Origin of the sequence: Curtobacterium sp. MCPF17_002, assembly GCF_003234115.2 — a bacterium.
Taxonomy (GTDB): Bacteria; Actinomycetota; Actinomycetes; order Actinomycetales; family Microbacteriaceae; genus Curtobacterium.
Map to the genome: position 1 here is coordinate 3,202,473 of NZ_CP126251.1, position 24,674 is coordinate 3,227,146.

Here is a 24,674-nt window from a genome sequence, read left to right on the forward strand (position 1 = left end):
CACCCTAGGCTCTGAAAAGTGAAACGATCGTTTTCGTTACGACAGCGTGTCCTCCTCGCGAGCGGGCTCGGGCTCATCGCGGCGACCTACGGTCTCGTGCGGCTCGCGTACGGGCTCTTCCTGCCGGACGTGCAGCGCGACCTCGGCCTCCGCGCCGACGCCGCGGGCTGGATCTCGTCCGGCGCGTCCGGAGTGTACTGCCTGGCCGCGGTCGCCGGGTTCGTCCTGGCCGCCCGTGTCCCGCGTGCGCTCGTCGCGGTCGCTGCGGTCGTCGCGGGCGGCGGGGCCCTCGGCATGGCCGCCGCCGCGGGTCCGCTGCCGTTCGGCGTCGCGTCGGTGATCGCCTCCGCAGGCGCCGGACTGGCCTCCCCCGCCCTGGTGCGACTCGTCGCCGAGCAGATCCCCGAGGCGGCGCAGACGCGGGCACAGGCGGTCGTGAACTCGGGCACCGGGCCGGGGCTGGTCGGGGCCGGCGCGCTCGCCCTCGTGCTCCTGCCCGACTGGCGGACGGCGTGGGGCTGGTCGGGGGCGTTCACGCTCGTCGTCGGCGCCGTGCTGCTCGGTGCTGCCCAGCGAAGTGCGGCCCGGCGGGGTGGCGACGAGCACGAGGGCATCCCGGCCCCACCCGCTCCCGGAGCACCCTGGTTCACCGCCCACCGCGGAGTGCTCCTGCTCGCCCTGCTGTTCGGCGCCGGCTCGGCGGTCATGTGGACGTACGGCCGCTCGGTCCTCGTCGACGTCGGCGCACCGGTCGTGGTGTCGGTGTCGGCCTGGATCGCGCTGGGCCTCGGCGGCGCGTCGGTCGCCGTCACGGCACGCTGGACGAGCGGCCTCCGCGCCCGCACCCTCTGGGTCGTCACGACGGGATCGGTCGCGGTCGCCGTCCTCGTGCTCGGGGTCGCACCGCAGTGGACGGCCGTCGCGCTGCTCGCCTGCGCCGTGTTCGGCTGGGGCTACACGGCGGCGACCGGAGCGCTCATCGCCTGGACGACCGAGCTCGACGCGGACCGCGCGGCAGCGGGCACGTCGATGCTGTTCGTGGCGCTCGTCCTCGGCCAGGCGGCGGGTGCGGCCGCGGCGGGAGGGCTCATCGGCGCGGCGGGGCCCGTCATCACGTTCGTGGCCGGCGCCGTCGTGACCGTCGCCAGCACGGTCCCGGCGGCGTTCGGGCGACGTCTCAGAGGATCGGACGGAGCTCGATCTTCCGGTTGCACGCCACCGACGCCTCGGCGGCCACACGCAGGGCGGTCTCGGCATCCGGCAGGTCCATGACCCAGAACCCGGCGACGTACTCGTCCGCGGCGACGATCGGCCCCGGCGTGGTGTTCGTCGTCCCGGAGCGAGCGTCGACCACGGTGGCGTCGGCGGGCGCGGACACCCCTGCGGCGAGGACGACCGCGTCGCCGAGGCGAGTGTTGAAGGCGTCGACCGCGTCCATCTCGGCCTGGGTCCCGGATTCCGTCCGACCGGCGGCCTGGGCCTGCCCGTCGTCGATGACGTTGACGAGGAACTGCATCGTTTCTCCCCTTGCTCGTTGGCGGGAGGCTACTCCTGCGCTACGGTGACGGCGAGCACTCCTCACGACGAGGACGCCACCAACACGCACCACCTTCGAACACACCACTCGACAGCGGAGTCATGGCAACGAAGCGCTGAGCCGGCACCTGAGCCGGCTCCCCCTCCACGCGGACCACACGGTCCGCGCGCTTCCAGTACGCCCGCGCGGCACCGATGCCGCGCGACGACTCCGAGGGATTCCCCGTGTTCTCCATCCGTGCCCGTTTCCGGGCCTCGTTCTCCACGCTCACCGAGCACCGCTTCGTCACGTTCGCGGTCCTCGTCGACACGATCGGCGCCGGCCTCACGCTGCCGCTGACGATCGTCTACTTCACCCTGACGACCGACCTCTCCCTCGCGGTGATCGGCGTGCTCTCCACCGCGGCGTCGCTGCTCGCCCTGCCCGTGGGGCTCGTCGGCGGGGTGCTCACCGACCGGTTCGGCGCCCGGGCGTCGATGATCACCAACAACCTGCTGTCCGCCGCGGGTTTCACGCTGTACCTGGTCGCGCACGACCCCGTCGTGGTGTTCGCGGCGATCCTCCTGGCGAGCGCGTCCGAGCGGCTCTACTGGACGTCGTGGACGGCGTACGTCCACGACCTGTCGGCCGGTCGTCCGTTCGAGCGGTGGTTCGCCTTCCTCGAGGCCACCAAGGCCGCGGCCCTCGGCGCCGGCGCGGTCGTCGCCGCGGTCACGTTGACGAGCGGGGGCCACGACGGGCTGCGGTGGCTGGTGCTCGCGAACGTGGTGACGAGCGTCGCCGCCGCGGTCGTGTTCGCCACGCAGCGCACCGGTGGTGTCCGTTCCGCGGAACCAGTCGGGCGGGCGGGCGACGACGTCCGGACGGGTTCCCTCCGCGAGTTCGCCGCCGACCGCTCGATGCGGCTCATCACGCTGGGGCAGTTCCTCCTCGGGCCGGCGATGGTGCTGCCGAACGTCGCGCTGAGCGTCCTGTTCATCGAGCGCTGGCACATGCCCGCCGCGGTCGCGCCCGTGCAGTTCGCGGTCGCGACCGGTCTCGCCGCGTGCCTGCAGACCTCGGTCACCCGCTGGGTCGCCGGCATCGACCGTGGCGTGCTCGTGGCCGTCGGTGCCGCCCTGACCGGGCTGACGGCGGTGCCGCTCATCGTGCTCCCGTCGCTCGACGGGCTCGCGGCGTGGTCGTACGTCGTGGCCGTCGCCGTGCTGCTGGCGATCGCGGACATGCTCGCGCTCCCGGCCGCGAACGCGGTGATGGCGGAGGCGCCGCACCCGAGGATCCGGGGCCGGGCGATCGGCGTCTTCCAGACGGCGGGTTCGGTGGGCATGGCACTGTTCCCGCTCACGCTCGGTCTGCTCGACACCGACGTCCCGTGGCTGCTCTGGGCCCTGACCGCGCTGGTCTTCGGGGCTGCGGCCTGGACGTGGCGAGCCGCTGTGGCGGGCCTGCCGTCGCGCGTCCGCGTGGCGACACCCGCTGACGCCGACGTCTGAGGGCCGCCACCCGCTCTGGCCTGGAGGCGCGGATCACGTGACCGACGTCGGTCACGTCCGCCGCGCCTCCAGTCAGACGCCCTGGCCGACGCTCGCCGCGTCGTCCACGTCGCGACGCGCGTCGACGCAGCCCTTGATGAGGAAGAGCGCGAGCAGTCCGAGGACCGGGTACAGGATGTTGAACACACCGGCGAACGCGATGAGCCCGGCACCACCGGACGTCGCCGACTGGCCATCGATCCCACCGGTGGCGAGGATCGTGGTCGGGTCGGTCGCCGCGTGCAGCAGGATCGCCGGGACGATGCTGCCCGTGACCCGCATCGACAGGTAGAGCATGACGCCGATCCCGAACGTGTAGACCACCGTGAGCAGCACCGTCAGGGGGTTCGCCCCCGAGATCGCGTTCGTTGCGTGCATGAGGCCGAACAGCAGCGACGACAGCAGTGCGACGACCCGCTCCGAGTGGTGTCCGCGACGGAGCAGGGTGACGGCGACCCCTCGGGCGATGAGCTCCTCGGTGAACCCGATGCACAGCCCGAGGAACAGCACCGCGAACACCACCGCGACCGAGTACGCCGACCAGTTCGTCGCGACGACCCGGACCACGACCGGCACGAGGAGGAGCGCCACCGCGATCCACATCCATCCGCGGCCGGCGATCGGCTGACGACCGAACACCTCGCGCTGCCAGCCGAGCGAGCGCACGAACGCGAGCGTCAGGATCCCCATCACGAGGATCGGCAGCGCCAGCCCGAGGACGACGTTCCCGGGCGACGACAGGATGTCGCCGGTGACGCCGCGGCCGACGGTGTGGGCGCTGAGCCACCCGACGCCCGTGTAGACCGCGAGGTACGCGACGACCGCGAGGACTGCGCGCCACCAGCCACCGCGGTCCCAGAACCGACGCCATCCGTTGTCGGTCCCTGCTCGGAGTCTTCGGTCGGTGGTGTCGGCCATCGCGTCTCGTTTCCCTGGGAACGTGGTCGGGCCAAGCATGGCAGCCCTCCTGCCCGCGGCCAACGGGCGCACTGGGGACACCGCCGGCCCACCCGCTACCGTTGTGCGCATGGGGACGACGGCGGAGTGGTCACGGCTGCCGGTGGGGCGCCTCGAGTACCGCCAGGACGTCGTGCTGGCGGTCGTGCTCGCCGGCGGGCTGACGATCACCACGTTCCTGTACGGGGCGTCCGGCGTCTACGGCGACGACCAGGCGACCTGGTGGGTGTCCGCGCTGGTGCTCCTGGCGAACGTGGTGCCGATCGCGTTCCGCCGGCGCTTCCCGATGAGCGTCGCCCTGGTGTCGGCGCTGGCGTTCGCGTCCACGCAGCTCTTCCACGTGCCCGAGGTCTTCCTCGTCAACTTCACGCTGTTCATCTCGCTGTACACGGTCGGGGCGTGGTGCTCCGACCGGGTCCGCGCCGAGGTCGTCCGCTGGGTCGTCATCGGCGGCATGTTCGCGTGGCTGTTCATCGCGATCTCCTTCGGCTGGGCGGTCCCGAACGCGCTGCCGAACGAGGCCGACGCGATCATCCCGCCCGCCATCGCCTACTCGCTGCTCAACATCGTGATCAACGTCATCTACTTCGGTGCCGCCTGGTACGCGGGCAACCGGGCGTGGGCGTCGGCCGTGGCGAGGCACCAGCTCGACGAGCGCACCGCTGAGCTCGCCGCAGAACGTGAACGGAGCGCGGCGCAGGCGATCACGATCGAACGCGTCCGGATCGCCCGCGAACTGCACGACGTCGTCGCCCACCACGTCTCGCTCATGGGCGTCCAGGCCGGTGCCGCGCGCCGCGTGATCGACCGCGACCCGGCCCAGGCGGCCGCCTCGCTCGGGGTGGTCGAGGAGAGCGCCCGCACCGCGGTCGAGGAACTGCGGCGGATGCTCGGCACGCTGCGTTCGGCGGACGAGGACACCGGAAGCGCCCCGAGCACCGAGGGACTCAGTCGGATCGGTGAGCTCGCGTACTCCGCACGGACGGCCGGGCACCCGACGGAGTACGTCGTCGTCGGCGAACCCCGGACCGTCCCACCGACGGTGTCCGCGGTGGCCTACCGGATCGCGCAGGAGGCCGTGACGAACGTCCTCAAGCACGCCGGCCCGAGCGCCCACGCCGACGTCCGCGTCCGGTACCTCGACGGCGGCGTCGAGGTCGAGGTCTGCGACGACGGCCACGGCGACCGGGCACCGCGGAACACGACCGGCAGCGGACTCGGCCACGTGGGCATGCGCGAACGCGTGGCCGCGGTGGACGGACGGATCGAGATCGGGCCACGCGCCCGGGGAGGCTACCTGGTGCGAGCATGGCTCCCGACGACCTGACCGTCGTGCTGGCCGACGACCAGGAACTCGTCCGGGCCGGCTTCCGCGTCATCCTCGAGTCCGAGCCGGGCTTCCGCGTGGTCGGCGAAGCGCGGGACGGTGCCGAGGCGGTCGACGTCGTCCGTGCCGAGCGACCGGACGTGGTCTGCCTCGACGTGCAGATGCCGAACGTCGACGGGCTCGAGGCGGCACGGCGGATCGCGGCGCTGCCGGACCCGCCCGCGGTGCTCATCCTCACCACGTTCGACCATGACGACGCCCTGTTCCAGGCGCTCGAGGCCGGGGCGAGCGGCTTCCTGTTGAAGAACGCCTCCCCCGAACGGCTGATCGACGCCGTCCGGACCGTCGCCGCGGGTGACGCACTGCTCGCCCCCGACGTCACGCGGCGGGTGATCAGCCGCGCGACGGCAGCGACGGCAGCGGCGGTAGCGGCGGTAGCGGCGGTAGCGGCGGCCGGCGCTCCGCCGGCGGGCGGGGCAGCCGCTCCGGACGGGGACGCCGCACTCGCCGGTGCCGGGCTCACCGAGCGGGAGTCCGAGGTCCTCCGCCTGCTCGCCCGGGGCCTCAGCAACGCCGAGATCGCCGCCGAGCTGTACGTCGGGGACGCCACCGTGAAGACCCACGTGTCGAACGTCCTGCAGAAGCTCGGGCTGCGCGACCGCATCCAGGCGGTCGTGTGGGCGTTCGAGCACGGCGTCGCCCGCTGACGCGAGCAGCACGAGCAGCACGCGCGGCACGAGCCGCACGAGCAGCACGAGCAGCAACAGCGGCACGCGCGGACGAGCGCCCCGCTCCTCCGCCGCACGGCGGAGGACGGATCCCCGCCCCCAGCCGGAGGCGCCCGACCCTCCCCCGCCAATAGCGTCGAACCCAGGCGCCACGGCGTCGACCGCAGGCGGACCTCCCGCCGGGGAAGGGAACGACATGCTCACCATCGAAGGGGTGACGAAGCAGTACGGGGACCGCCGCGTGCTCGACGACGTCACGTTCACGGTCGGCAGCGGCCGTCTGACGGGCTTCGTCGGCGGCAACGGCGCCGGCAAGACCACGACGATGCGGATCCTGCTCGGCGTGCTGCAGGCCGACTCCGGCACCGTGTCGATCGACGGCACCCGGATCGGTCCGGCCGACCGGCGCCGGTTCGGCTACATGCCCGAGGAACGTGGGCTCTACCCGAAGATGCCCGTGGCGGAGCAGATCACCTACTTCGCCCGGCTGCACGGGGTCGACAAGCGCACGGCCGCCTCGCGCACCACCGACCTGCTCGACCGCCTCGGCCTCACGCCGCACGCGGAAGACGCCGTCGAGAAGCTGTCCCTCGGCAACCAGCAGCGCGTGCAGGTCGCCACGGCGCTCGCCCACGACCCCGAGGTCCTCGTGCTCGACGAGCCGTTCTCCGGCCTCGACCCGATGGCCGTCGACGTCGTGCTGAGCGTGCTCCGCGAAGCCGCGGCCGGCGGTGCCCCGGTGCTCTTCTCGAGCCACCAGCTGGACGTCGTCGAGCGGCTCTGCGACGACGTGGTGGTGATCGCCGGCGGCACCATCCGCGCCGCCGGTCCGCAGGAGGAACTGCGTCGCTCGGCCGGTGCCGCGGCGTGGGAGCTCCTGGTCGACGGGGACGTCGCCTGGCTCCGGAACGAGCCGGGCGTCACCGTCCGCGAATTCGACGGCGGCTACGCCCTGTTCGAGGCGGACGACGCCACCGCCCAGCGCGTCCTGCAGCGTGCCGTCCAGCACGGCACCGTCGGGTCGTTCACCCCGCGGGTCCCGCGGCTCAGCGAGGTCTTCCGGGAGGTCGTCCGATGAACGCGTCGTTCGTGCAGGCGGTGCGGCTCGTCTCCGCCCGCGAGATCCAGGCCCGGGTCCGCAGCAAGGCCTTCATCGTGTCCGCGCTCATCCTGGTGCTGATGGTCGTGGCGTCGATCGTCGTCGGCGGCATCGTCGGCAAGGCCACCGCGAGCGACACCACCCCGATCGCGGTCGTCGACGGCGTCTCGCTGCCGACGAGCAAGGGTCTCGACGTCACCGAGGCGTCCACCGCTGCGGCCGCGGAGCGTCTGGTCGAGAACGGGGACGTCGACGCGGCGGTCCTGCCCTCCGACGACCCGCTCGGCTACAAGGTCGTCGGCCTCGACGACGCCCCGACCGACGTCGTCCAGGCGCTCAGTGTCTCGCCACGGATCGAGTTGCTCGACCCGAACGCGATCCCCGGTGGACTCGTCTACATCGTGGCGCTGGCGTTCGGCGTGGTCTACTTCGCCTCGGCGGTGACCTTCGGCCAGTCGATCGCGCAGAGCGTCGTCGAGGAGAAGTCGACCCGGGTGGTGGAGATCCTGATGGCGGCGATCCCGGCCAGGGCCATGCTCGCCGGCAAGGTCCTCGGCAACAGCGTGATGGCCTTCGCGCAGATCGTGGCGGTGGCGGTCGCGGCGGCGGTGACCCTCGCGGTGACCGGGCAGGACAACATGTTCACCGTGCTCGGCCCGAGCATGCTCTGGTTCGTCGGCTTCTTCGCGATCGGCTTCGTCCTCATCGCCTCGCTGTTCGCCGCGGCGGCCGTGCTGGTGTCGCGCCAGGAGGACGTCGGCAGCGTCACCACCCCGGTGATGATGCTCGTGATGATCCCCTACATCCTCATCATCGTCGCCTACGACAACCCGACGATCCTCGGCGTGATGTCGTACGTGCCGTTCAGCGCGCCGATCGGGATGCCGATGCGGATCTTCCTCGGGACGGCCGAGTGGTGGGAGCCGATCCTGTCCCTCGTCCTCGTCCTGGTGTCCGTCGTCCTCGTGGTGCTCGTCGGGGCGCGGATCTACGAGAACGCGCTCCTGCGCACCGGCAGCCGGGTGAAGCTGACGGAGGCACTGCGCGGCTGACGCCGCAGGTCCGGACTGGAGGCCCGGATCACGTGAGCAGACCTGCTCACGTGATCCGGGCCTCCCGTCCAGGTCGTCGCGCCGTCAGGCGCTCAACGTCGCGAAGGCGGACCGGTGCCAGACCAGCGGGCTGTGCGCGAAGTCCGACATGAGCCCGAGGACCCGGAGCACCACGATGTCGTGGTCACCGGCCGGGTAGGTGTGCTCGACCGAGCACTCGAGCCAGATCGGCGCCCCCTCGAGGAAGACGGAACCGGTGTCGGACACCGCGGTGTCCACCCCGACGAACCGCACGGACTTGTCCTTCGAGGCGAGCTGCCGCGTCACCTGCGCGTGCCCCTCGCCGAGGATCGAGACGCCGATCGTACCGGCCCCCGCGAGCACCGGCCACGTGGTCGACGTGTGCTGGACGGCGAACATCACGAGCGGCGGGTCCTGCGAGACCCCCACCGTGAAGGACGACGCGACGAGGACGGTCGGCTCGTCGTCGACGATCGCGGACAGCGCGGCGACGCCGCAGGGGAAGCCGGAGAAGGCCTGGCGGAGCGCGGTGAGGTCGGGTGCCTCGGTCGAGTAGGGGCTGATCATGGGCGGGTTCCTTCCTGGAGGCTCGTGGCCGCGCCGAGGAGGACGCCGCGCCAACGCGCGATCCAGGCCTCCGTCGACGCGGGCTCCGAGTAGTGCTTGTCGTTGAGGTACAGGGCCGGTGCGGGGACGGTCGCGCCGAGCTCGACGAGGACCGGCTTGAGGAAGACCTCGGGAGCGAGGGCGTGCGCCGGGCCGGCGCCGAGCATGAGCGGGACGGCGACGACGTCGGCGAGCCCGTCGGCCGTCGCGAACTGGTCGAGGAACAGCTTGAGGACGCCGGTGTAGGTCGCCTTGTACGTCGGCGACGCGATGACGACGAGGTCGGAGCCGGACACGGTGCGCACGGCCTCGGCCACCGCCTCGTCGCCCCAGCCGAGGAGGCCCGGGCCGAGCTCGATGACGTCGACGACGTGGTCGGGCGCTCGGCCGGTGAGCCGTTCGAGGACGACCGTCGCGGCGTCGAGCGTCCGCGATGCCGGCTTCGGGTTGCCGGCGACGACGGTGGTGATCATCGTGTGCTCCTGCCGTGGTGGTGATCGGGGTGTGGAGTGCAGTCCACCCGCCGATCGTTTCGCCTCCGTGGCGGTGCCGTATCGGTCGGGTTACGCCAGCCACACTGCACCGCAGCGGCCGGAATGTCCCGGTCAGCACCGACGTGCTCCGCACCGGGTCCGGCATTGCGCCAGCACGACGAGGGTGCTGCGCGTCGGGATTCCGAGAGAGCCGTTACCGGAAGTCGACACTCGTGCGTCCGGCGTGTTTCGCCCGGCCGGCGCCGCCCGCTGATCGCGCGGATCCGCGCATCCACGGGGAAGGGCGGCGGGATCGTGTGGGCCGGAACCGCGCGGGACGAGGGCTCGCGGACGGTTCGGCCGCGGTGGCCTAACACCAGCGAAACAAACGCCTAACACGACCGTTACCGCGGGGCACCCTGCTCGCTCCCGTTGGCCGTTACATTCGCATCAGCCCCACTGCAGCGGCCCCGTCACCGGGACGCCTCGCCGCCGGCGGAGCGCTTCTCTCCCGCACCCCGAGCCGTGACGCGGACCACCGTCCTGCCCTGCTCCGCCCACCCCGCGCCGCGGGGTGTTCGTCGTCCCCACTCGCTCACCACCTTCCTCGCTCCACCCGTCCTGGAGGTCCCCGCCCGATGTCGTCCCCCGCACCGTCCCGAACGCGGCTCGCCCGCCCCGCGCTCCTCGCCGCCGCCCTCAGTGGCGTGCTGTTCCTGTCCGCCTGTTCCGCCACGTCGACCGCCTCGACCGGGTCCGCCGACGACTCCGCCGGGGTCGAGCACGCCACGAGCCAGATCACGGCCGCGAGCGTCGACCCGGCGTTCACGTTCGAGGGCGCCCCCTTCGACATGTCGAAGATCGCCGGCAAGACGATCTTCAACATCCCGAACTCGTCGGCGGTGCCGTTCATCACCTCGGTCGACGAGGCGGGCGAGGCGCTGGCGAAGCAGTACGGCGCGAAGTGGATCGAGTACACCAACCAGGGCACGCCCACCGAGCAGTCCGCCGGCATCGACCAGGCGATCAGCCGCGACGCCGACATCATCGTCCTGGCGCAGGGCGTCAACGGCGAGCTCATCGTCCCGGCGCTCAAGCGGGCGAAGGCCGCCGGCATCCCGGTGCTCATCAGCCACACGTACCAGACCGGCGAAGCGCTCCCCGACCAGCTGCAGGGGCTCGTCGCCGCGCAGGTCACCGCACCGTTCCACGAGTCTGCGAAGCTCAACGCGGACTGGGCGATCAAGGAGACCAAGGGCCAGGGCGACGTCCTCATCATCACGTCGTCCGAGGTCCCGCCGTCCGACGGCATCGTCAAGGCGATGCAGGAGGAGTTCGAGGCGCACTGCGACGGCTGCACGGTCAAGGTGACGAACGTGCCGGTCTCGGACTGGGCCACGAAGATCTCGACCACCGTCCAGTCCGCGATCCAGTCGAACCCGAACCTCGACTACGTCCTGCCCGTGTACGACTCGATGGCGCTCTACGTCGAGGCCGGGGTCACCGCCGCGGGCAAGACCGGACAGGTCTTCACCTCGTCCTACAACGGCACCCCGGCGGTGCTGAAGATCCTGCAGGACGGCAACGTCCTCACGATGGACATCGGCGAGAACATGGAGTGGCTCGCCTACGCCACGCTCGACCAGGCCGGCCGGGTCCTCACCGACACCCCGATCATCGAGGACGGCGACGAGCAGACCCCGCTCAAGGTGTTCACGAAGGACAACGTCGACGAGACCGGCACCCCGCCAGCGCCGAGCAAGGGCTACGGCGACGCCTACAAGACCGGGTACGCGGCCATCTGGGGCGCGGCGAAGTGAGTGCCACCCGGGAGGCACCGGTCGCCCCGGCGCACGACACCGCGCCGGTCCTGCGCATCAGCGGGCTCACCAAGCGGTTCGGCGGACTCACCGCACTCGACGACGTCGAGCTCGAGGTCCGACCGGGTCAGGTGCACGCGCTCCTCGGCGAGAACGGGTCCGGCAAGTCGACCCTCATCAAGATCCTCTCCGGCACGTACGCGCCGGAAGCGGGAGCGACGATCGAGGTCCGCGGCGCCCGGCTCCCCCTGCCGGTGCCTCCCGGGTACTTCCGCCGCGTCGGCATCAGCTTCGTCCACCAGGACCTCGCGCTCGTGCCGTCGCTCAGCGTCACCGAGAACCTCCGGCTCGCCACCGTGGTGGCCGGACGCGGGCCGTTCGTCCGCTGGGGCGCCGAGCACCGTGCCGCCGCCGAGCTGTTCGCCCGGTACGGCGTCGACATCGACCCACGGGCCCGGATCGACGAGCTGACCGACACCCAGAAGGCCCTCGTCGCGATCCTCCGAGCGGTCGGCGAGCTCGGCGGGGAGCGTGCACTCATCGTGCTCGACGAGCCGACCGTGTTCCTGCCGAAGGAGGACGCGGACCTGCTGTTCCGCGTCGTCAAGGACCTGGTGTCCGACGGCCGCACGTCGGCGCTCCTGGTGTCGCACGACATGTCCGAGGTGCTCGAGCACGCCGACCGGGTCACGGTGCTCCGGGCCGGCCGGGTCCAGGCGCACCGGGACACCCGGGCCACGACGGCGGACGAGCTCGTCTCGCTCATCGTCGGACGCGGCCTCGACCAGGCGGGGGCACGGACCCCGCGCCCCGCCACCACCGGGGACGCCGTCGTGACGGTCCGCGACCTGCACGTCGGGGTCGTCGAGGGACTGTCCTTCGACGTCGCCGACGGCGAGGTCGTCGGCATCACGGGCCTCGCCGGCTCGGGTGTCGAGGACGTCCTGCCCGGCCTGTACGGCGCTCGCCCGGCGACCGGGTCGCTCACGGTGCACGACACCGCCGTCGACCTCGCCCGCACCTCGCCGGGCGCCTCGATCTCCCGCGGCGTCGTCTACGTCCCCGCCGACCGGAAGCGCGAGGGCGGTGCCCTGACCCTGTCGGTCGAGCAGAACGTCACGCTCCCTGTCCTCGGTCGCCTGCGCGGGCTGTTCGGGCTGTCGCCGGCACGGGAGCGGGCGCACGTCGCCGGTCTCGTCCGCGACTACGACGTCCGGCCCGCCGATCCGTCCGCACTGTTCGGCACCCTCTCCGGCGGCAACCAGCAGAAGGCCGTCCTCGCCAAGTGGATGCAGGACGACCCGCGGCTCGTGCTGCTGCAGGAGCCGACGCAGGGCATCGACGTCGGGGCCCGCGCCGCGATCTTCTCGATGCTCCGCCGGAGCGCCGAGCGGGGCGTCTCGATCGTCTGCGCCTCCACCGACTACGACCAGCTCGCCCGGATGTGCGACCGCGTCGTCGTCCTCGCCCACGGCCGGGTGCACGACGTGCTCACCGGCGACCGGATCGACCGCGACGTCATCGCCGCGGCGGTCGTCGCGAGCCTCGTGGAACCCTCCTCCACCCCCGTCGACCCCACCCTCGTCGACCCCAGCCCCGTCGACCCCAGCCTCGTCGGCTCCCCCGCTGCTGCTTCCCCCGTGAAGGAGAACGCCTGATGTCCACCACCGCCGAACCCGTCCTCGAGACCTCGATCGTCCGTCCCACGCGTCCCCGGTTCTCCTGGGGCCACACCGAGCGGTACGCCCTGCTCGGTGCCTGGCTCGTCATCGTCATCGCGTTCAGCGTCGCGCTGCCGGACACCTACCCGACGCTCGGGAACCTGCAGAACATCCTCGGGTCCCAGTCGGTGCTGCTCATCCTGGCGCTCGGCTTCCTGTTCCCCCTGACCGCCGGCGAGTTCGACCTGTCCGGCGCCTCGACGATGTCGCTCTCCGCGATGACGATCGCCGTCCTCAACGCGAAGATGGACATCCCGCTGCTGCCCGCGATCCTGGTCGGTCTGGTGATCGGCGTGGTCGTCGGCCTGGTGAACGGCCTGCTCACGGTGGCGTTCCGCATCGACTCGTTCATCGTGACGCTCGGCACCTCGACGTTCATGATCGGGATCATCCAGTGGATGAGCGCGTCCTCGTCGGTGACCGGGATCGACCCGGCACTCGTGCAGGCGACGGTCGGGTGGCGCGGTCTCGCGGGGCTGCCGCTCGCATTCGTCTACGGGCTCATCGCCACCGTGGTCGTCCTCGTCGTGCTGAGCGCCACCCCGGTCGGACGCCGACTGCTGTTCGTCGGCACCGGTCGCACCGTCGCCGAGCTGTCCGGGCTCAACGTCCGTCGGCTGCGGGTCGGCGCGTTCGTCGGCGCCGGCCTCACCGCGGCGGTGGCAGGGGTGGTCTACGCCGGCACCCTCGGCGGTGCGGACCCCTCCAGCGGACAGTCGTTCCTGCTCCCCGCGTTCGCCGCCTGCTACCTCGGCGCGACCGCGATCGTCCCCGGCCGGTTCAACGCGATCGGCACGTTCATCGCCGTCTACTTCCTGTTCTCCGGGGTCGTCGGCCTGCAGATGCTCGGCGCCGACAACTTCGTCCAGCAGCTGTTCTACGGCGGCGCGCTCATCGTCGCCGTCGCCGTCTCGCAGACCATCCGCCGGCACTCCGTGGCGAGTGCCGCGAAGGCCGCCGCGAAGCGTTCCTGACCCTCTCCCTCCCCGTCACCCGCCACACCACCACAGAAAGCGAGTCCCCCATGGACATCGGAGTCTTCATCCCGATCGGCAGCAACGGCTGGCTCATCTCCACCACGTCGCCGCAGTACAAGCCGTCGTTCGACCTCAACCTCGAGATCGTGCAGAAGGCCGAGGCGTACGGCTTCGACTTCGCCCTCTCGATGATCAAGCTGCACGGCTACGGCGGCCCGAGCGGCTTCTGGGACGAGAACCTCGAGTCGTTCACGCTGATGGCCGGGCTCGCCGCACGCACCGAGCGGATCCGCCTCTTCGCGACCACCGCGGTGCTCACCATCCCGCCGGCGATCGCCGCACGGATGGCCGCCACCGTCGACTCGATCTCACACGGCCGCTTCGGGCTCAACCTCGTCGCCGGATGGCAGAAGGCGGAGTACGACCAGATGGGCCTCTGGCCGGGCGACGAGGTGCACTTCAAGCGCCGCTACGCCTACCAGACCGAGTACATGCAGGTCATGAAGGAGCTGTGGGAGAACGGCGAGAGCAACTTCTCGGGCGAGTACTTCACGATGAAGGACTGCCAGATGCTGCCGAAGCCGACCGGGCACATCCCGATCGTCTCCGCCGGGCAGTCGTCGCAGGGCATGGCGTTCGCCGCCGAGTACTCCGACTACAACTTCTCGATGGGCGTCGGCGTGAACACCCCGACCGCCTACGCCGACCAGAACAAGAGCCTCATCGAGGCCCGCGAGAAGACCGGTCGCGACGTCGGCTCGTACGTCCTGTTCATGGTCATCGCGGACGAGACCGACGAGGCCGCCCAGGCGAAGTGGGAGCTGTACAACGACGGCATCGACGTCGAGGCGATCTCGTGGATGACCGGCCAGGCGCTCACCGACACGAACGGCGAGGACGGCAACACCGCGAAGCGGATCTCGCTTCCCGAGGGCGCCGTGAACATGAACATGGGGACGCTCGTCGGCTCCTACGAGCACGTCGCGGCGATGCTCGACGAGGCCGCCGACGTCGAGGGCACGAAGGGGATCATGCTCGTCTTCGACGACTTCCTGCAGGGCATGGACGACTTCGGCACCCGCATCCAGCCGCTCATGCGCACCCGCGAGGGCGTCGTCTCCTCCGCGCCCGCCGTCACCCCGAGCGCGGTCACGGCATGACGGCCGGCAGCACGGCCGGCAGCACGTCCGGCGCCGCACCCGTCCTCGAGGTCGCGGTCGTCCAGGCCGGGCAGACGCCCGCCGACGGCGGCGCCGCGCTCGACGAGCTCATCGCGCTCTTCGAGCAGGCGGCCGAGGGCGCCGACCTCGTCGTGTTCCCCGAGCTCGCCACCACCCCGTACTTCTGCGGCGTCCGCAACGACAGCCGGAAGGCGTGGGCCGAGCCCGTCCCCGGCCCCGCGACCGCACGCTTCGCCGAGGCCGCGAAGCGCCTGGGGACCGCCGTGGTCTTCGGGCTCTACGAGGACGCCGGCGACGCGCAGTACAACAGCGCCGTGCTCATCGACGCCGACGGCACGCTCGTGCACGGCACCGACGTCCACGGGGACTCGGTGGCGACCTACCGGAAGACGTCGATCCCCACGAACGAGCTGTCCGACGTCGACGAGAAGCACTACTTCGCGGCGGGCTCCGGACCGGTCGTGTTCGACGCGCTCGGCACCCGGTTCGGGATGCTCATCTGCTACGACCGGAGCTTCCCGGAGTACTGGCTGGCGTCCCGTGCCGCCGGGGCCGAGGTGATGCTCGTGCTCGTGTCCTCGATGGGCTTCCGCGAGACGCTCTTCACCCAGGAGCTCCAGGTCCGCGCCCTCGAGACGCAGACGTGGGTCGTCGCGCCGAACCGCGGCGGCGAGGAGACCGTCGACGGCAAGACCGTCAGCTACTTCGGCCGGTCGTCGATCGTGTCGCCCCGGGGTGAACTCGTCGTCTCGGCGCCCGCCCACGTGGCCGGTCCGGTCATCCGGGCGACGGTCGACGTGGCCGAGGTGGCCAGCGCGCGGGAGGACTTCCCCCTCGGGCGCGACCGGCAGCCCGGCGTGTTCCGCTACCTGGCCGAGGCGCACGCAGCGGCGGTCCCGGCGTGACCGACGTGACCGGGGTGACCGACGTGACCGGGGTGACCGACGTGACCGGGGTGACCGACGTGACCGGGGTGACCGACGTGACCGACGTGTTCGCCGTGGTGCGCGGCACCATCGCGCCCCAGCTCGAGCAGGCACTCGCCGACAGCCGGGCGAATCCCCTGCCGGCGTCGCCGTCGTCCCTCCCCGCGGAGCCGGGCCACAGCGCACAGCTGTTCGCCCGGCTCCTCGGGGCGGCGATCGACGCGGCCCCGACCGCGGCGAGCACCACGCCGGCGGCCCCGACTGCTGGCGGCACCACAGCAGACCTCGCCGACGCCACCGTCACCGAGCTCCTCGCCGCCTACCGCGACGGCTCCACCACCCCGACCGCCGTCCTCACCGCGCTCGCACCGCACTGGGAGCGGGACGACGCGGTCTGGTCGGACGCCGTCCTCCGGCTGGTCGACGGCGCCCGGGCGGCAGCCGCCGAGTCCACCCGCCGCTGGGCCACCGGCGACGCCCGGCCGCTCGAGGGCATCCCGTTCGCCGTGAAGGACATCATCGACGTCGCCGGCACCGTCGTCACGAGCGGCTCGCTGCAGACGGGGGACCGCGTGGCCCCGGCCGACGCCACCGTCGTCGCGCGGCTCCGGGCCGCCGGCGCGATCCCGGTCTTCACCGCGGCCACCACCGAGTTCGCCTGCGGGGGCCCGCACAACGCCCGGTACGGCGCGGTCCGGAACCCCTGGGACCCGGAGCGCTGGACCGGCGGCTCGTCCACCGGCTCCGGCTCCGCCCTGGCCGCCCGCATCGTCCCGCTCGCGCTCGGCTCGGACACCGGCGGCTCGATCCGGGTGCCGTCGGCGCTGTGCGGGACGACCGGCATCAAACCGACCTACGGGCTCGTCCCCCGCACCGGCGTCGCGAGCCTCTCGTGGACGCTCGACCACGTCGGCCCGATGGCGCGTTCCGCCGAGGACCTCGCGCTCGTCCTCGCGGTGATCGCCGGCGGCGACGGCGAGGACCCGACGACCCAGACCGCCGTCCCGCTCATCGAGGCGGCACCGGAACGGGTCGTGGGGCTCCGCATCGGGGTCCCGCACGGCTGGTTCACCGAACGCGTCGACGCTGCCGTGCTCGACGCCCACGAGGCCGCCGTCGCACGGTTCCGCGCGCTCGGCGCGACCTTCGTGCCGATCGAGTTCGACGACCTCGAGGCGATCGACGCGGAGTGCTGGACCGTCTTCTACGGGGAGCTCGCCGCGAACCAGGAGGCGAACGCCGCCACCGCCGACCTGTTCGACGCCGGCACCCGTGCCCGGTTCGACGTGGCGTTCACGCCCACCGCCGCCGACTACCTCCGCGCCCTCCGCCGCCGTCCGCTCGTGCAGGCGGCGATGGTGGCGCGGATGGACGAGGCCGGCGTCGACGTCGTCCTCACCCCGGGCATCGGTGCGACCGCGCCCCGTCTCGACGACCTGACGATGTCGGTCGACGGCGAGCGGTTCAACCTGCACGACGTCGTGCCGCGGAACACCCGGCTGTTCGACTACGTCGGCTTCCCCGCGCTGATGATGCCGGCGGGCACCGCCCCGGACGGTCTGCCGGTCGGGGTGCAGCTCGTCGCCCGGCCCTGGGACGACCGGCTCGTGCTGTCGGCCGCCGCGGCGTTCCAGACGGTCACCGACCACCACCGCAGGGTGCCCCCGGCATCCGCCACGAGAGGGTCGGCCGATCAGTAACCGCACCACGGACGAGGACGGCGCCCGCCGACGCGCCTGGCAGGTGCTCTGCGCGTCGAGCCTCAGCGTCGTCCTCGTCTTCATCTCCTCGAGCGCGCTGCTCGTCGCGCTCCCCGACGTCAGCCGCGACCTCGACGCCACTGCGCTGCAGTCCAGCTGGGTGCTGCTCAGCTACATGCTCACCACCACGACGCTCATCCTGGTGTTCGGCCGGATCGCCGACCTCGTGGGTCGCCGCCGCCTCTACATCGCCGGCATCCTCGTCTTCCTGTTCGCCTCGCTCGCGTGCGGGTTCGCCCCGGACGCCGCCGTCCTGCTCGGTGCCCGCCTCGTGCAGGGCGTCGGCGCCGCGGCCATCGTCACGAACACGACCGCGCTCCTCACCGACGTGTTCCCCGAGTCGATCCTGTCGCTCGGTCTCGGGCTGAACGCCACCGTCGCCGCCGTCGGGCAGGTCATCGGCCCGATCGTCGGCGGGCTCGTCACCGAGTCGTTCGGCTGGCGCTGGATCTTCCTCGCCGGCGTGCCGATCTCGCTCGCCGGACTGGTCTGGTCGCTCCGGCTCATCCCCCGGACCACCCGACCCCGCTCCGGGGAGCGCCTCGACGTGCCGGGGTCGGTGCTGTCCGTCGGTGCCGTCGGGCTGCTCGTCGGTGCCGTGTCGGTGGGCGGTTCGGCCGGGTGGACGGCCGCGCCCGTGGTCGCGATGGCGTCGGGTGCGGTCCTGCTCGGCACGGTGTTCGTGTGGAGTCAGCGTCGGGTCGCGCACCCGCTCGTCGACCCGGCGATCTTCCGCGACCGCGCGACCATCACGCTGTTCTCCGCCGCCGGTCTCTGTGCCCTGTCGAGCTACGCCCTCGTGCTGCTCGCCTCGCTCTCGTTCCAGGCGGTCGGCGGCAAGGACGCCGTCGAGGCCGCGCTCTGGGTGCTCCCCACCCCGATCGGCACGACGGTGGCCGCGGCGAGCGCCGGGGTCCTCGCCCGCCGGGTGCCCGCACGCACCCTGTCCACCATCGGGATGCTGCTCATCGCCGTCGGGGCAGCGGTCCTCGCGGTGTCGCTCGCCGACGACGCGTCCTACGTCGTGACCGCGATCGGCCTCGGGGCGGTCGGGGTCGGGACCGGCGTCTTCATGACGCCGAGCACCTCCGCGCTGATGACCCGGGTCCCCGAGCACCGCCGCGGCATCGCGAACGCCATCCGGTCCGCGCTGCAGAACGCCGGGTTCCTGTTCTCCACGGCGCTCGGCCTGGCCATCGCGACGAGCGGCCTCTCGGCCGCACAGCAGGCCGCCGCCTACGACGGCAGTCTGCTCGGCCTGCCGGCCACGGACGTCCAGGCCTTCGTCGACGGCGTGCGGGCGGCAGCGCTCACGTTCGCCGGGTGCGCGGCGGTCGGCGCGCTCATCGTCGCGTTCGGACCGTTCGGACCACCGGACCGGGAGGCACCGCTCCGGTCCGGCACGTCGGGCCCCGTGCCCGAGACGGGGACGTCCGCATGACCGTCGGCCGACCCGCCGGGCGCGAGCCGGGCCTCCAGGCAGCCCCACCAGCCATCCACGCACCAGGACACGACGGAAGCAGGACCGCATGAGCGACGACCACGACGACTACGTCTCGGCCGGGTACACCGGCGCGCTGCAGCCCGGTCGGCGGGCGGCGCTCGTCGTCGTCGACCCGGTCAACGCCTACGTCGACCCGTCGTGCGGGCTGTACGCCGGCCTCGAGGAGCCCGTCGAGCGGATGCGGGAGCTGACCGCCGCGGCCCGCGAGGCGGGCGTGCACGTCGCCGTCACGACGATGTCGCTCTCGCCCGACGGCTCGAACGCCGGGGTGTTCTTCCGGAAGGTCCCCGCCCTCGCGGCGTACCTGCCGGGCACCTCGACGGGGGCGTTCATCGAGGGGCTGGCGCCGGTCGACGGGGACACGCTCGTGCCGAAGCAGTACCCGAGTGCGTTCTTCGGCACGTCGCTCGCGGCGGACCTCGTCGCCCGTGGGGTCGACACGCTGTTCATCGCCGGGCTCTCCACCAGCGGCTGCATCCGGGCGACCGCCACCGACGCGATGCAGCACGGGTTCGTGCCGATCGTCGTCCGACAGGCCGTCGGCGACCGGCTGCCGAGCGTGCACGAGGCGAACCTGTTCGACATCGCCGCGAAGATCGGCGAGGTCTGGGACATGGAGCGGGTCCTCGCGCACTGGCGGTCGGCGGGCGAACAGCGGAGCGCCGACGGCGAGCAGCGGAGCGCCGACGGCGAGCAGCGGAGCGCGGCGTGACCACCGAGGCGCCGGTCCGCGGGCGACCCCGGAACGCCGCCGTCGACGAGGCCGTGTACACCGCCTGCGTGGCGATCCTGGCGGAGGGCGACCCACGCGCGTGCACGATCCGGGCCGTCGCCGACGCCGCCGGGGTCGGCGCTGCGACGATCTACCGGCGCTGGCCGACGAAGGACGTCCTGCTCACCGAGACCGTGATCCGCCTGATGGAGGAGACGATCCCGACGGAGCTCGACGCGCCCATCCACGAGGGGGTGCTCGGCCTCACCCGCGGCTGGGTGCACGCGCTCGTCGCGACGCCGGTGGGGCGTGCGCTCCCGCTCATCGTCGAACTCGCGTCGCACGAGCCCCGGGTGGCCGAGGCCGTCGCGGCGTGGCACCTCGACCGCCGCGTCCGGGTGAACGCGATGCTGCAGCGCGCGATGGACGCCGGCGACCTGCGGCCCGACGTCGACCTGGGCATCGCCGTCGACCTGCTCGGCGGCCCGACGTTCTACCGTCGGGTGTTCGTGTCTCTCGACATCCAGGCGCCCGACTACCCGGTGCGGCTGGCCCGGGAGTTCCTCCGCTGGGCCGGCTGGACCGGCGACACCTCGACCGTGGGAGTGGCATCGTGACCGACCTCCGAGTGACACCACCGTGGACCGACATGGGCACCGGGGACGTCTCCCCCGGCCACTGGATCGGCTTCAACCGTCGGTCCGACGCCGCCCGGCAGGTGTCCGACCTCATCCGCGCGGACATCGTCGCCGGTCGGTTCGCCGGGCCGCTGCCGTACGAGTGGGAGCTCCTCGACCTGTACGGCACGACCCGGAACGTGCTGCGCGCGGCGTTGACGCTCCTCAAGGAACAGCGGCTGCTCACCCGTGCGCCGCGGTCCGGCACGTTCGGCGTCCGCCCGGTGGCGTCGGTCAGCCTCGCCCGGACCACGGAGGAGGTCACGATCTACGGCGAGAACGCCGGCGGCAGCGTGTTCGACTCCCCGCGCCTCAGCATCGTGCACCTGTGCGTGCAGCTCGTGCCCGCCCCCGAGACGGTGCGGCGGAACCTCGAGATGACCGGCAGCACCGCGTACTTCGTCGAGAGCCTCATCTCCTTCGACGGCGAGCCGAGCCGGGTGCGCACCAGCTGGGTGCCGCAGGAGCGGTTCCCCGACCTGGTGTCCGAGCCGCTCACCGAGTACGTGCCGGACGTGCTCGTCCGTCGGGTCGGCGAGCGGCCGGTCGCCAGGCGGCTCCTGCTCAGCACCGTCAACGCGGACCAGTGGACGGCCGACCTGCTCGACATCGACCCCGGGCAGGCGATCTTCCACATCGAGCGGCTCATGTGCCTGGCCGACGGCACCCCGGTCGAGTACGGGTTCTCGCGCTACCGCGGGGACCGGGCGGTGATCGACTCCCGGATCGTGTGAGCGCGAACGGTGACGCGCCTGCGGCCGACGGCGTGCCTCAGAGCAGGCCGAAGACCGCCTGCGCGCCGAGGCTCGTCCCCGCCACCAGCACCCACAGCGCGATGCCGAGCAGCATCGGACGGAACCCGGCCCGTCGCAGTGCGCCGAAGTCCGTCGAGACCCCGATCGCCGCGAGCGCCACCGTGATGAGGAACGTCGCCGCCGCCGCGAACCCCGGGGCCGCATCGGCCGGCAGGACACCGGTGGTGCGGAGCAGCACCACCACGAGGAAGCCGACGAGGAACCACGGGACCAACCGGAACACGCGGGGCCCTGGACGCGGCCCGGTGTCGGGGGCGAGCTGCGTGCGGGCGGTGCGCCGCGCCTCCAGGCCGGCCAGCCCGACGACGATCGGGATGATCATGAGCGTCCGGACCAGCTTCACGACCACCGCGGTGTCGGTCGCCTGGCGACCGTAGACCGTCGCGGTGGCGACCACCGAGGACGTGTCGTTCACCGCGGTGCCCGCGAAGACGCCGAAGGCGTGCTGGCTCAGTCCGAGCGCGTGTCCGACGAGCGGGAAGACGAACACGGCCGCGATGTTGCAGAGGAAGATCGTCGACATCGCGTAGGCGACGTCCGCGCTCACCGCACCGATCACCGGCGTGACGGCGGCGATCGCCGAGGCCCCGCAGATGCCGGTACCGACACCGATGAGGGTCCGGAGCGGACCCGACACCCGCAGCAGCCGGCCGATGCCCCACGCCGCGACCAGGCAGACGACCAGCGTCGAGAGCATCACCGGCAGTGTCTCGCCGCCGATCCGCAGGACCTCGGCGATGGAGAGCTGGGCCCCGAGGAGGACGACGGCGAACTGCAGGACCCGGCTCGACGAGAACGTCACGCCCGGCTGGAGCGGACCGAGGCCACGCTGCCCACCGTCGTCCTGGCGCCGCCGTCGCACCAGCCAGCCGACCACGGCACCGAGGACGACCGCGGGCACCGGGCCGCCGACGACCGGGACCGCTCGGCCGACGAGCGTGGCGACGACGCCGACCGCGACGGCCAGCGCGACGCCGGGCAGGGCAGCGGCGACGGACTGACGCGAGACGTGCATGTGGTTCGGGGACTCCGTCAGAGCGCCAGACGGCGCTCCACGACGGCCTGGGCGACCTCGGACAGCGGTTCGTGGTGGTCCACCGCGTAGGCCCGGATCACCCCGAACGCGTCCTCGATGGAGACGCCACGGAGGTGCGACACCACGCCCTTGGCCTGCTCGATCACCTCACGCGACCCGATCGTCCGCTGGAGCTGCGACCGGACGATCTCCTGCTCGCGCAGGGTCCGCTCGTGGAGGATCCCGATCGTCGCGACGTCGGCGAGCGCCCGCGCGATGCGGAGGTGCCCGTCGGCGAGGCTGCCCGTCGTCGCCCCGAACAGGTTGAGCGTGCCGATCACCGTCGTCCGCAGCCGGAGCGGCACCGCGTGCACCGACCGGATCCCGAGGGCGAGCGCCCCCGCGCGGAACGCCGCCCACTCCGGCGGAGCGTCCGTGATGTCCGGGCACGCCACCGACCGTCCGGTGGCGAACGAGGTCATGCACGGCCCCGCCTCGGCGTCGAGCTGCAGCACCTCGATGAGCCGGCTCGTCTCGGACGTCGACGCCACGACCTCGAGCTCCTGGTCGGCGTTGGCGAGCATGATGCCCGCCGCGTCGACGGCCAGGACGTCGGTGCAGGTCTCGACCAGCGTCTGCAGGAGCTCCACCACGTCGTACCCGTCGACGAGCGTGTCCGCGAGCGTCGCGAACGCCTCCACGATCCGCATCTCACGTTCGTCCGTCGTCATCGGGCCTCCTCGATCAGACCGCCGTGCTTCTCGAACCGGACGGCGCCGGCGAGGATCTCCTCCGCGACCTGCCGCATCGACGTGCGCCGAGCGAAGGCGTGCCCCTGGATGAGCAGGTACGCGTCGTCCGGGCTGATGTCGAGCTGGGCGAGCACCACGCCCGTCGCCTGGTGCACCACGCGACGGGAGAAGGGGCTGCGGTCCTCCGGCACCTCGTCGTCGATCGCACGGAGCGCCCGGCGGAGCACACGGCGCCCGACGGCCGAGGCCAGCGAGACGCCGTGCTGCACCTGATCGGGTCCGAGGGTCGTCGGACGGGGTGCGTAGAGGTCGACCGCGCCGAGCGGGAAGGGACCGAAGACGATGGGGAAGGCGAAGACGGCCCGCACGGGTTCGCGGCGGACGGCGTCGTTGAAGGCCGGCCAGGAGGGGTTCGGCCGGCCGACGATGTCGCCCTCGAGCACGGGAGCCTCGTTGCGGAGCGCCGTCCAGCACGGCCCCTCGGTCAGGTCGAACTGGATCTCGTCGATCCGGAAGGCCACGTCGTCGCTGGCCGAGATGGTCTCGCTCGCACCCAGGGAACCGAAGGTCGAGACGGCGACGCCACCGACCGGCAGCACGTCGGCGAACGGGCGGCTGAGCTCGCCGTCCGGGACGTCCGTCGATGCGAGAGCGCGGAACGCGCGCTCGAATGCGTCAGTCATGCGCGCCTTCCCTGCTGACGTCCGATCCTACTCCGGGGGCACCCACCGGACGCGCGGGCGGGCTCGGCCCCCACGGTGGCAGTTCGGCTCGCTCGTACCCACCCAGCGCGTCCGGCACGCGGACCATCGGGTCGACGGCGAGCAACTGGACACCGTCCGTCTGCCCGGCCGCCGCACGGATCGCGTTGCCGAGCACGAACGCCACCACGCTCTCGGCGCCGCCGTCCGGCCGGTACCCCTGCCACGAGGTCCCCTCGGCTCGTCGCCGGGCGCTGTCGATCGCGGCCTCGAGGTCGTCGACGTCGATCTCGCAGTCCAGGACGAGACGGAAACGGCGCCGGGCGACCCGGTCCGCGGCGGCGGTGTCGGGCTCGAAGAACCGGACGGCATCCGAGGGTGCTGCGCCGTACGCGACTCGGTAGGCGGCGGCCATCCGACCGGCGTTGCTGAACTGCCACCGGCGAGCGATGTCGGCGATCCGTTCACGATCCGGGGCGGCCGCCATGTCCTGCAGCTCCCGCCGCACGCCGTCGAGCCGGATCCCCCGCAGGTACTCGCCCGGTGTCTGCCCGAACTCCGACCGGAACGCCTTCTGCAGGCTCCGGGGCGAGAGACCGACGGCCGTGGCGACGTCAGTGAGCGAGACCCGGGTCCTCGCACGCTCGCGGAGGATCTGCACGGCATCCCGGACGGCGCGCGGAAGACGATGTGGTCCGTCGCGCTCGGGGCTCATCCCCACAGCCTAGGCACCGCCGTCCTGACGAGCGCTCATGCGCCCGTCGACCCCTGTTGTCAACCC

At 72.3% G+C, this 24,674-nt stretch carries 24 protein-coding genes; 16 read left to right on the plus strand and 8 right to left on the minus strand.

Annotated features, from left to right (window positions below):
- The first annotated feature begins 18 nt into the window (after positions 1-18).
- Positions 19-1,272, plus strand: coding sequence for an MFS transporter (locus DEJ28_RS14965; protein ID WP_111117042.1), 1,254 nt, complete (start codon positions 19-21; stop codon positions 1,270-1,272).
- Here DEJ28_RS14965 and DEJ28_RS14970 read toward each other — a convergent pair.
- Positions 1,178-1,516 carry a YciI family protein gene (locus DEJ28_RS14970; RefSeq protein ID WP_111117043.1) on the minus strand — a complete coding sequence of 113 codons (339 nt, stop codon included), beginning with the start codon at positions 1,514-1,516 and terminating at the stop codon, positions 1,178-1,180. The two genes, DEJ28_RS14965 and DEJ28_RS14970, sit on opposite strands and share 95 nt — an antisense overlap.
- Before the next feature lie 245 nt (positions 1,517-1,761).
- On the opposite strand from DEJ28_RS14970, the gene DEJ28_RS14975 reads away from it, so the two are divergent.
- Entirely contained in the window at positions 1,762-3,030 is a 1,269-nt protein-coding gene (locus DEJ28_RS14975; protein WP_181433834.1) for an MFS transporter, read from the plus strand.
- A 72-nt stretch (positions 3,031-3,102) separates the two neighbouring features.
- On the opposite strand, the gene DEJ28_RS14980 is transcribed toward DEJ28_RS14975, so the two are convergent.
- The gene (locus tag DEJ28_RS14980; protein ID WP_111117045.1) at positions 3,103-3,987 is read right to left on the minus strand and encodes a CPBP family intramembrane glutamic endopeptidase; all 885 of its coding nucleotides are present in this window, start codon (positions 3,985-3,987) and stop codon (positions 3,103-3,105) included.
- A gap of 109 nt (positions 3,988-4,096) precedes the next feature.
- Between DEJ28_RS14980 and DEJ28_RS14985 the strand changes: the two genes are divergently transcribed.
- The 4 genes from DEJ28_RS14985 to DEJ28_RS15000 all read left to right on the plus strand — a co-directional run bounded on the left by DEJ28_RS14985 (position 4,097) and on the right by DEJ28_RS15000 (position 8,232).
- Positions 4,097-5,353 (plus strand): sensor histidine kinase, encoded by a 1,257-nt coding sequence (locus DEJ28_RS14985; RefSeq protein WP_181433835.1) that lies wholly within the window; start codon positions 4,097-4,099, stop codon positions 5,351-5,353.
- Complete coding sequence (locus tag DEJ28_RS14990) at positions 5,335-6,060, plus strand: response regulator (protein ID WP_111117047.1); 726 nt, start codon at positions 5,335-5,337, stop codon at positions 6,058-6,060. The genes DEJ28_RS14985 and DEJ28_RS14990 overlap by 19 nt, the downstream gene beginning before the upstream one ends.
- Positions 6,061-6,277: 217 nt before the next feature.
- The gene (locus DEJ28_RS14995; RefSeq protein ID WP_111117539.1) at positions 6,278-7,159 is read left to right on the plus strand and encodes an ABC transporter ATP-binding protein; all 882 of its coding nucleotides are present in this window, start codon (positions 6,278-6,280) and stop codon (positions 7,157-7,159) included.
- The gene (locus DEJ28_RS15000; protein ID WP_111117540.1) at positions 7,156-8,232 is read left to right on the plus strand and encodes an ABC transporter permease; all 1,077 of its coding nucleotides are present in this window, start codon (positions 7,156-7,158) and stop codon (positions 8,230-8,232) included. The genes DEJ28_RS14995 and DEJ28_RS15000 overlap by 4 nt, the downstream gene beginning before the upstream one ends.
- Positions 8,233-8,316: 84 nt before the next feature.
- Here DEJ28_RS15000 and DEJ28_RS15005 read toward each other — a convergent pair whose 3' ends face one another.
- The gene (locus DEJ28_RS15005; protein WP_111117541.1) at positions 8,317-8,820 is read right to left on the minus strand and encodes a flavin reductase family protein; all 504 of its coding nucleotides are present in this window, start codon (positions 8,818-8,820) and stop codon (positions 8,317-8,319) included.
- Positions 8,817-9,332 carry an NADPH-dependent FMN reductase gene (locus tag DEJ28_RS15010; RefSeq protein WP_111117542.1) on the minus strand — a complete coding sequence of 172 codons (516 nt, stop codon included), beginning with the start codon at positions 9,330-9,332 and terminating at the stop codon, positions 8,817-8,819. Before DEJ28_RS15010 ends, DEJ28_RS15005 begins: the two co-directional genes overlap by 4 nt.
- A gap of 638 nt (positions 9,333-9,970) precedes the next feature.
- Between DEJ28_RS15010 and DEJ28_RS15015 the strand changes: the two genes are divergently transcribed.
- The 10 genes from DEJ28_RS15015 to DEJ28_RS15060 all read left to right on the plus strand — a co-directional run bounded on the left by DEJ28_RS15015 (position 9,971) and on the right by DEJ28_RS15060 (position 21,344).
- Complete coding sequence (locus DEJ28_RS15015) at positions 9,971-11,152, plus strand: sugar ABC transporter substrate-binding protein (protein WP_111117543.1); 1,182 nt, start codon at positions 9,971-9,973, stop codon at positions 11,150-11,152.
- Complete coding sequence (locus DEJ28_RS15020; RefSeq protein ID WP_284180750.1) at positions 11,149-12,810, plus strand: sugar ABC transporter ATP-binding protein; 1,662 nt, start codon at positions 11,149-11,151, stop codon at positions 12,808-12,810. Before DEJ28_RS15015 ends, DEJ28_RS15020 begins: the two co-directional genes overlap by 4 nt.
- The gene (locus tag DEJ28_RS15025; RefSeq protein ID WP_111117271.1) at positions 12,810-13,847 is read left to right on the plus strand and encodes an ABC transporter permease; all 1,038 of its coding nucleotides are present in this window, start codon (positions 12,810-12,812) and stop codon (positions 13,845-13,847) included. Before DEJ28_RS15020 ends, DEJ28_RS15025 begins: the two co-directional genes overlap by 1 nt.
- 50 nt (positions 13,848-13,897) lie before the next feature.
- Complete coding sequence (gene rutA / locus DEJ28_RS15030) at positions 13,898-15,010, plus strand: pyrimidine utilization protein A (RefSeq protein ID WP_111117272.1); 1,113 nt, start codon at positions 13,898-13,900, stop codon at positions 15,008-15,010.
- The gene (locus DEJ28_RS15035) at positions 15,007-15,936 is read left to right on the plus strand and encodes a carbon-nitrogen hydrolase family protein (RefSeq protein ID WP_111117273.1); all 930 of its coding nucleotides are present in this window, start codon (positions 15,007-15,009) and stop codon (positions 15,934-15,936) included. Before rutA ends, DEJ28_RS15035 begins: the two co-directional genes overlap by 4 nt.
- Entirely contained in the window at positions 15,933-17,657 is a 1,725-nt protein-coding gene (locus DEJ28_RS15040; protein ID WP_258368277.1) for an amidase, read from the plus strand. Before DEJ28_RS15035 ends, DEJ28_RS15040 begins: the two co-directional genes overlap by 4 nt.
- 43 nt (positions 17,658-17,700) lie before the next feature.
- Positions 17,701-19,158 carry an MFS transporter gene (locus DEJ28_RS15045; RefSeq protein WP_181433864.1) on the plus strand — a complete coding sequence of 486 codons (1,458 nt, stop codon included), beginning with the start codon at positions 17,701-17,703 and terminating at the stop codon, positions 19,156-19,158.
- A gap of 88 nt (positions 19,159-19,246) precedes the next feature.
- Positions 19,247-19,933 carry an isochorismatase family protein gene (locus DEJ28_RS15050; protein WP_111117275.1) on the plus strand — a complete coding sequence of 229 codons (687 nt, stop codon included), beginning with the start codon at positions 19,247-19,249 and terminating at the stop codon, positions 19,931-19,933.
- A complete protein-coding gene (locus DEJ28_RS15055; RefSeq protein WP_181433865.1) occupies positions 19,930-20,550 on the plus strand; it encodes a TetR/AcrR family transcriptional regulator in 621 nt (206 codons plus the stop codon). The genes DEJ28_RS15050 and DEJ28_RS15055 overlap by 4 nt, the downstream gene beginning before the upstream one ends.
- Positions 20,547-21,344, plus strand: a complete 798-nt coding sequence (locus DEJ28_RS15060) for a GntR family transcriptional regulator (RefSeq protein WP_146248928.1) — start codon at positions 20,547-20,549, stop codon at positions 21,342-21,344. Before DEJ28_RS15055 ends, DEJ28_RS15060 begins: the two co-directional genes overlap by 4 nt.
- A gap of 37 nt (positions 21,345-21,381) precedes the next feature.
- Here DEJ28_RS15060 and DEJ28_RS15065 read toward each other — a convergent pair whose 3' ends face one another.
- From DEJ28_RS15065 to DEJ28_RS15080, 4 genes are read right to left on the minus strand one after another with little or no spacing between them, the layout of a single operon-like run.
- Positions 21,382-22,440, minus strand: coding sequence for a YeiH family protein (locus tag DEJ28_RS15065; RefSeq protein ID WP_111117277.1), 1,059 nt, complete (start codon positions 22,438-22,440; stop codon positions 21,382-21,384).
- Positions 22,441-22,457: 17 nt separating this feature from the next.
- A complete protein-coding gene (locus DEJ28_RS15070) occupies positions 22,458-23,171 on the minus strand; it encodes a GAF and ANTAR domain-containing protein (protein ID WP_111117278.1) in 714 nt (237 codons plus the stop codon).
- Positions 23,168-23,875, minus strand: coding sequence for a GAF and ANTAR domain-containing protein (locus DEJ28_RS15075; protein WP_111117279.1), 708 nt, complete (start codon positions 23,873-23,875; stop codon positions 23,168-23,170). Before DEJ28_RS15075 ends, DEJ28_RS15070 begins: the two co-directional genes overlap by 4 nt.
- Positions 23,868-24,608, minus strand: a complete 741-nt coding sequence (locus DEJ28_RS15080) for a helix-turn-helix transcriptional regulator (protein WP_111117280.1) — start codon at positions 24,606-24,608, stop codon at positions 23,868-23,870. The genes DEJ28_RS15075 and DEJ28_RS15080 overlap by 8 nt, the downstream gene beginning before the upstream one ends.
- Positions 24,609-24,674 lie beyond the last annotated feature (66 nt).